Below are 4,676 nucleotides of genomic sequence, written 5' to 3' on the forward strand. Positions count from 1 at the left end.
ACCATAATTCTTCTCTCAATGGAATGATCCTTACAGTCCTACCTGGGGAGTTACAGATTTTCTTAAATAAACTGTACAGACGGATGCATTCGCAATGTAAGCCGATGCATTCGCAATGTAGGTCAATACATTCGCAATGTAGGTCAATACATTCACAATGTAAGCCGATGCATTCGCAATGTAGGTCAATACATTCACAATGTAAGCCGATGCATTCACAATGTAAGCCAATGCATTCACAATGTAAGCCGATGCATTCGCAATGTAGGTCAATACATTCACAATGTAGGTCGATGCATTCACAATGCAGGTCAATACATTCACAATGTAAGCCAATGCATTCACAATGTAAGCCAATGCATTCACAATGTAGGTCAATACATTCACAATGTAGGTCAATACAGCATATTTCAACAAGCGTGGAGTTCTTTGCTATGCATCTTCATATGGAAGTGCTATAAGTATTTTTAATATTTATGTGTAGTATTAATTCCACCTAAGAAACTACACTTTCTTCACAAGTTCCTCAAATTATTTCTGTAAATTTAAAATTAAAACCTATCTATTTCCAATCTCTGGTCATCGCTATATGGGAGCATCCCAAATGTTCAAAACCGCCTGCGATTGAAATCGCTGCTTAAGCAGACTGCTTGATTTGTTTGAATCGTATGAATACGACTTGTGCTATTAGCTAAGGATTTTAAACCAAGCGCGGAATATTGAAAAAATTGAGATGCTCCCAGCTATATCGGCAATAAATTTAATAAACAGGATAATTCAAGCTGAGGGTTAAGAAATCATGTCTAAAACTATTTTTAATTTAACATTGCCAGTTGTAGTTAGCTGTATAGAGGATGTTTTAGAAACGTATCCTCATCATCCTTATCAGCAAGCTTTCTCGATTCCCGATCTCCGCCAAGAACTAATTGCTCATGTCCTTAGTCAAGTATCAAATTGCTATGTGGTTGGGGAAGAAGGTCAACAATCGTATGGAAACTTCCAATCTTTGATTTGTGCGATCAAAGACAAGTATTGCATAGAAGATTTAATCCGCCAGGGGATTGATAATATTATGTACAAACGGGAAAAACAGTTAAGTCTGCAAATTCCTGGAGAAGTTGACCCTGGTTTAGCTCCTTCTCATTGGTTTGGCTAGGCTGAAACCCATAGATTCAGAGGAATTTTTCTCCAAAAATTGGCATTGCTGATTTAATGTATGAAAATGATTTTGCGTAATGTCAAAATCTTTGTAGAGACACGATATATCGTGTCTCTACATTCGGATTCATACCGCATTCAGCAACGCCCAAAAATTTTACCCACTTTGGCAAATCTAGTAGTAAACTACTAACCATTTACGACCAAAATTTTGGAAACCGAAATACCTCTGACTATGGCTTGTTTTGCCACCTTAAATCAACTAATTGATGTTCTTGGTGCTAAAGGAACTAATTTATCAGATGCAGCTTTAGCAAAATTCAGTCACGGAATACAAACAGATAGTCGTATCCTCAAACCGGGTGAAGTTTTTTTGGCTTTACGCGGTGAAAAGTTTGATGGACACGAGTTTATACCAATGGCGATCGCCAAAGGCGCACTAGCAGCAATTGTTGATTTTGAATACACAAACTCAGAATTTCCACTATTACAGGTAAAAGATACTCTCCAGGCTTATCAAAAAATTGGCAGATGGTGGCGCGATCGCTTTGATATTCCGGTAATTGGGGTGACAGGTTCTGTAGGTAAAACTACTACTAAAGAATTAATCGCCGCCGTTTTGGCTACTCAAGGAAAGGTTCACAAAACTCATGCTAATTTCAACAACGAAATTGGTGTACCGAAAACTCTGTTGGAGTTAACTACAGAACATGATTTCGCTGTTGTAGAAATGGCGATGCGGGGTAAAGGACAAATTGCCGAACTAACGCAAATCGCACGTCCCACAATTGGCGTGATTACCAATGTCGGCACAGCACATATAGAATTACTCGGTTCGGAAGCAGCGATCGCAGCAGCGAAGTGTGAGTTATTGGCAGAAATGCCCAAGGATAGTGTGGCAATTCTCAACTATGATAATCCCTTGTTAATTGAAACAGCAGCAAAAGTTTGGCAAGGCAAGATCATCACTTTTGGCTTTAATGGTGGAGACATTCAAGGTGAGTTGATTGATAACGACACCTTGGCAGTCGCAAATATGCTATTACCTCTACCAATGCCCGGTCGTCACATCGCCGCTAACTACATCGCAGCTTTGGCAGTGGCGCAAGTATTGGATATTGATTGGTCATGCCTGCAATCTGGTGTGACAGTAGATATGCCAAACGGGCGATCGCAACGGTTTGCATTACCCAATGATGTGGTAATCTTAGACGAGACATACAATGCTGCACCAGAAGCTATGGTAGCAGCATTAAACTTATTAGCACAAACCCCAGGCAAACGACACATTGCTGTACTGGGTGCAATGAAAGAATTGGGAGAGCGATCGCGCCAATTACATCAACGAGTAGGCGAAACTGTACAGAAATTGAATTTAGATGCTTTGTTGGTTTTGGTAGATGGACAAGACGCCGAAACAATAGTTCAGAGTGCCAAGGGTGTCCCTTATGAGTGTTTTACAACTCATGCAGATTTGGCAGCGAGATTGAAGACGTTAATGAAGGAAGGCGATCGTATTCTTTTTAAAGCAGCGCATTCTGTTGGATTGGATCAGGTTGTTAGCCAATTGCGTGCGGAATTTTCCAATTCTTATAGCGTTTCACAAAAATCTTGATACATTTTGGATTTCTCTTGGTGTCTACTTGCCAAAAGTCGCTAGAGCGTCTATGTGTTTTTGTGGTAGAAAAATAACTTTTGAACCACCAAGACACGAAGACACGAAGGTGAAAAGCTTATATAGCAATCCGATTTGATTTCTGAATTACTCGTAGAGGCAGGCAACAGGCAATAGGCAATAGGCAATAGGGAAAGCTGATAGTCATGCTTAAGGTCAAAATGTACGGAATTTTTTCAAAAATCAAATAGGAGTCCTATAATTTGGCAAAAGTTGTTGGGATTTTTTGAAACTTTGTGCAGAATTTAACCACCGAAGATAGTTAAGAGTTATGAATAGTTAGTCACCTTTTTAACTCTTAACTATTAATTCCTAATTTTATGAGCAGCATCTATCCACCTTTAGAAACCCAACGTTTAATCCTTCGAGACTTTGTAGAATCAGATTGGCAAGCAGTACATGTATATGCTTGTGATCTAGAAGTTGTTCGCTATTTGCCTTTCGGCCCTAATAGCGAAGAAGATACTAAAAACTATTTGCATACAGAAATTAAAAGCCGACGGAAGAAAATACGTGATCATTTTGCATTTGCGATCGCATTAAAAGCAAATAAACAAGTAATAGGTTCGTGTCGCATTTCTATTACTGATCGCAATAAGCAAGAAGGTTCGATTGGATACTGCTTGGCTAAGGAATTTTGGGGACAAGGATATGCAACAGAAGTGGCACGGAAGTTATTAGAGTTTGGTTTTAAGCAATTAAGTTTACACCGGGTTTTTGCTTTGTGTCATCCCAAAAATAAAGCTTCGATGCGAGTGTTGATTAAAATTGGGATGCGACAGGAGGGTTATCTGCGAGAGTACGAATGGAGTAGAGGAGAATGGCAAGACAGGTTAATGTTTGCCATGTTGGATCGGGAGATGATGCAGATGCAATTGCTTAGTATTGAGGCTGATTAAGGGGTGGGGTGCAATAAAAAATAGACAAAACTGCCCAGCCTTACTCAAATATACCCAATAGTATTACTTATTTTGGCTTGCGGTGCGGGGGGTTTTTATACAAATCAACCTAATTTCAATGCCATCAAACCCCCCGCACCGCAAAGGCTGGGCAGTTTTGTCCAGGTTTTCGCAAGGGGTGCAATGACCATTTGGGATGCTCCCGTTCCGGTGAAGCATTGTTGTTATGTCATGTCGTATTACAATTTATTCTGGTTTTATCCAGCCTTTAACGATAGCTTTGCCAACATTAACATAAGGATTATCTAAAAATTCTTCGATAGCAACTTCGCTACCAGCCTGTAATGCACCAACAACACGACGCTTAAAGCTAGGAGTCGTTTCGTCATTAACATAAGTAATCTTTTCAGACTCAGTAGCAATAGGATTGGTTTTCTCCAACTGCTTGAGAAGTTGTTGAATTTCTGCTGCGGCTTTAGCTAGAGTCTGTTTTTGCTCAGACTGAAAGAAAGTATTGTTATCCGAACGAGCATTGTTTCCCACAGCCCCAGCTTGCCCAACGTTATAGTATGTATCGCCACTCATTTTATTCTCCACAATTACTTCAGGAACAGGTTTTCCTTTTACAAAGCGATTGATAAAATCTCCAACTTGAAATAACAAGTTATCTTGTGAATATTCAAAAGACTGAATATTCAAATCTTCAATACGATATTTTCTTTCTATTATGAAGTTATCAGGAATTTTTGTGATTCCTAAATCTGAAGCTTTAATATTAGCTATCCAAAATTCGCTAATATAGGAATCATCGTATAAAGCTACGTATAGCTCCTGACCCTTAGAGAAGAACTTTATTTGGTGAACCCAAGCCATTTCCTTTTTCCTTAATTTTGGACTTTGGACAAGAAGGATGGTTCGCGTAAATTATTTGCGAACCAAAAACT

Annotated in this window: 5 protein-coding genes; 3 read left to right on the forward strand and 2 right to left on the reverse strand. The window is 39.2% G+C overall.

Going from position 1 to position 4,676, the window contains the following annotated elements:
• Window positions 1–30: 30 nt before the first annotated feature.
• Window positions 31–303, reverse strand: a complete 273-nt coding sequence (locus tag AC5JMK_RS12610) for a hypothetical protein (RefSeq protein ID WP_495910232.1) — start codon at window positions 301–303, stop codon at window positions 31–33.
• Window positions 304–799: 496 nt separating this feature from the next.
• Between AC5JMK_RS12610 and AC5JMK_RS12615 the strand changes: the two genes are divergently transcribed.
• The 3 genes from AC5JMK_RS12615 to AC5JMK_RS12625 all read left to right on the forward strand — a co-directional run bounded on the left by AC5JMK_RS12615 (window position 800) and on the right by AC5JMK_RS12625 (window position 3,732).
• On the forward strand, window positions 800–1,156 hold the full coding sequence (locus AC5JMK_RS12615; RefSeq protein WP_096678472.1) for a hypothetical protein: 357 nt from the start codon (window positions 800–802) through the stop codon (window positions 1,154–1,156).
• 237 nt (window positions 1,157–1,393) lie between these two features.
• A complete protein-coding gene (locus AC5JMK_RS12620) occupies window positions 1,394–2,773 on the forward strand; it encodes a UDP-N-acetylmuramoyl-tripeptide--D-alanyl-D-alanine ligase (RefSeq protein ID WP_495910233.1) in 1,380 nt (459 codons plus the stop codon).
• A gap of 380 nt (window positions 2,774–3,153) precedes the next feature.
• Complete coding sequence (locus tag AC5JMK_RS12625) at window positions 3,154–3,732, forward strand: GNAT family N-acetyltransferase (RefSeq protein ID WP_096678476.1); 579 nt, start codon at window positions 3,154–3,156, stop codon at window positions 3,730–3,732.
• Between the two features lie 246 nt (window positions 3,733–3,978).
• Here AC5JMK_RS12625 and AC5JMK_RS12630 read toward each other — a convergent pair whose 3' ends face one another.
• The gene (locus AC5JMK_RS12630; protein ID WP_096679286.1) at window positions 3,979–4,605 is read right to left on the reverse strand and encodes a hypothetical protein; all 627 of its coding nucleotides are present in this window, start codon (window positions 4,603–4,605) and stop codon (window positions 3,979–3,981) included.
• Window positions 4,606–4,676 lie beyond the last annotated feature (71 nt).

It is taken from the genome of Pelatocladus sp. (genome assembly GCF_059505505.1).

Bases quoted from the DNA above. Each gene is read 5' to 3' on its own strand.
- AC5JMK_RS12615 (WP_096678472.1), top strand. From the start codon at position 800: ATGTCTAAAACTATTTTTAATTTAACATTGCCAGTTGTAGTTAGCTGT.
- AC5JMK_RS12620 (WP_495910233.1), top strand. From the start codon at position 1,394: ATGGCTTGTTTTGCCACCTTAAATCAACTAATTGATGTTCTTGGTGCT.
- AC5JMK_RS12625 (WP_096678476.1), top strand. From the start codon at position 3,154: ATGAGCAGCATCTATCCACCTTTAGAAACCCAACGTTTAATCCTTCGA.
- AC5JMK_RS12630 (WP_096679286.1), bottom strand. From the start codon at position 4,605: ATGGCTTGGGTTCACCAAATAAAGTTCTTCTCTAAGGGTCAGGAGCTA.